This window comes from Paenacidovorax caeni (genome assembly GCF_001298675.1).
In the GTDB taxonomy this organism is placed as follows: Bacteria; Pseudomonadota; Gammaproteobacteria; order Burkholderiales; family Burkholderiaceae_C; genus Paenacidovorax; species Paenacidovorax caeni.
This window is the reverse complement of record NZ_CYIG01000113.1, coordinates 1-1,709: the sequence shown is the minus strand read 5'-3', so window position 1 is coordinate 1,709 and position 1,709 is coordinate 1. Positions and strand designations below refer to the sequence as shown.

Sequence of the window (1,709 nt, the reverse complement as noted above, 5' to 3'; positions counted from 1 at the left end):
CAGCTGGAGCAATCCATACGGGAATACATTGATCGTCACAACGAGGATCCCAAGCCGTTCGTGTGGCATAAAAGTGCGGACACCATCTTGGCATCTGTGGCGCGGGCAGCGAGTACCATTATTTGATGCTTACTTTTGAGACACCACACTAGCAAGTCATTGAATCACATAGGGGGCGTCTCAGCAATAAGAAAACCCGACAGCTGAGGACTCTCCATGCCCACCAAGAACGCCTCCATCACGCTGACCGATGCCGATGGCCTTGCCAGCTTCACCGATGCGGCCATGCTCGTGCTGTACCTGTCACGCGAAGAGGTTGAAAGCGCGAACGTGGCCAGCGCGCTCGAACGTCTGCACATCATCGCGGACACCCGCGAGTCCGCCATGCGCTACCGCGAGAGTCTGGTGTTCATCGTCTGTGGCTACGACGAGGATCCGCGCGAGCTTGCTGCAATCCCCCAGGTACGCGCCTTCTTTGCCAGGCTGGTGCAGGAGTGGCCGCACTGGCTCTGGTTCCTGGCCCGGGGCGTTGGCGCCATTGGGCTCTTCATGTCGTTGCTTTGCCGCGTGAAGATCCACCGCTCGCCTGGACACTACGGCACCGAGTTCGAGGATCTGGCCGAATTGGGTGCAGTCATGGGCGACTTGTTTGAGCGCGGCAATGCCATGTTCTACGCCTACGGCATCACCACCGAACAAGCGGATGCCAGCGCCGAAAGCGCCGTCGCTGAACTTCTCACCGCTTGAAGCCTATGAGCACCACCGAGTTCCAAGTTGTCGCGGCGCCCTCCTCTCAGGCGCTGATACCTCAAGCCGTCCCTGCTGAACTTGTCTCGGCCGAGGTCGTTGATGACGTTCAGGCTATTCGCATCTTTATTGCCGGGTACAAGCACAAGTCCAGCCACACGACTCGCGCCTACGAAAAGGAGTGCTACCGCTTCCTGCTGTGGCTGCGGTCGAAGCGCGGTGCGGGCCACGCGCTTTTGCCTGCCGTGGGCATTGAAGACATGAACGTCTACATGGATTTTGTGCGCGAGCCCAGGCCATTCAATGAGGAGTTCCTCAAGGCCAATGGATGGGACCACCAGCCGTTCAGGAACGCACTGAGCAAGACGAGCATTGCCCTGTGCATCACCGTGCTGCATCGTCTTTTTACCGCCATGCGCGAGATGCGCGGGCCGGGTGGCCAGCCCTATTGCACCTATAACCCGGTGAAGCTGCTCCACGAGGGTCTGGCCAGCCGCAGCAACCAAGACGATGAGGTTGAGCAGGCTCTGACGGAGATCGAATGGGGCGCCGTGCAAGAGGTCATTGAAGGGCTACCCCAAGGCACCGAGCGAGAGAAGAAACACTACCACCGCGCACGCTGGATCATGCAGCTGCTGTACCGCGCATTCCTGCGCCGGGAGGAGGCAGCAAACCTCAAGATGGGCAACTTCATCGCTTCCCCCCAGGGCTGGAGCCTTCGCTTTGTGGGCAAGGGCGACAAGTGGTCCACGATCATCGTGACTTCCAAGCTGATGGATGAGCTGAAGGTCTACCGCACGTCACTCGGTTTGCCCGCCCTACCCTCGCCTGGTGAATCACGCCCCGCCATCATGGCTGTAACGGGCGTGGACAAGGGCGTAACAGGCCAAGCGATTTACCTTATCTGCAAAGAGATATTCGGCTGGGCTGCCGATCTCATTGAAGGCTCTGATAACGCTGCA

The 1,709-nt window shown here is 59.2% G+C and carries 2 protein-coding genes; both read left to right on the top strand.

Annotated elements, in window-relative coordinates; translation table 11 throughout:
* The first annotated feature begins 216 nt into the window (after positions 1 to 216).
* Positions 217 to 747, top strand: a complete 531-nt coding sequence (locus BN2503_RS18950) for a hypothetical protein (protein ID WP_054258134.1) — start codon at positions 217 to 219, stop codon at positions 745 to 747.
* Positions 748 to 752: 5 nt separating this feature from the next.
* Positions 753 to 1,709, top strand: a 957-nt coding sequence (locus tag BN2503_RS18945; RefSeq protein WP_054258133.1) for a site-specific integrase, incomplete at its 3' end; no start/stop codon positions are given.

Excerpts from the sequence above, each read along its gene's own strand:
- BN2503_RS18950 (WP_054258134.1), top strand. The coding sequence starts at position 217 with ATGCCCACCAAGAACGCCTCCATCACGCTGACCGATGCCGATGGCCTT.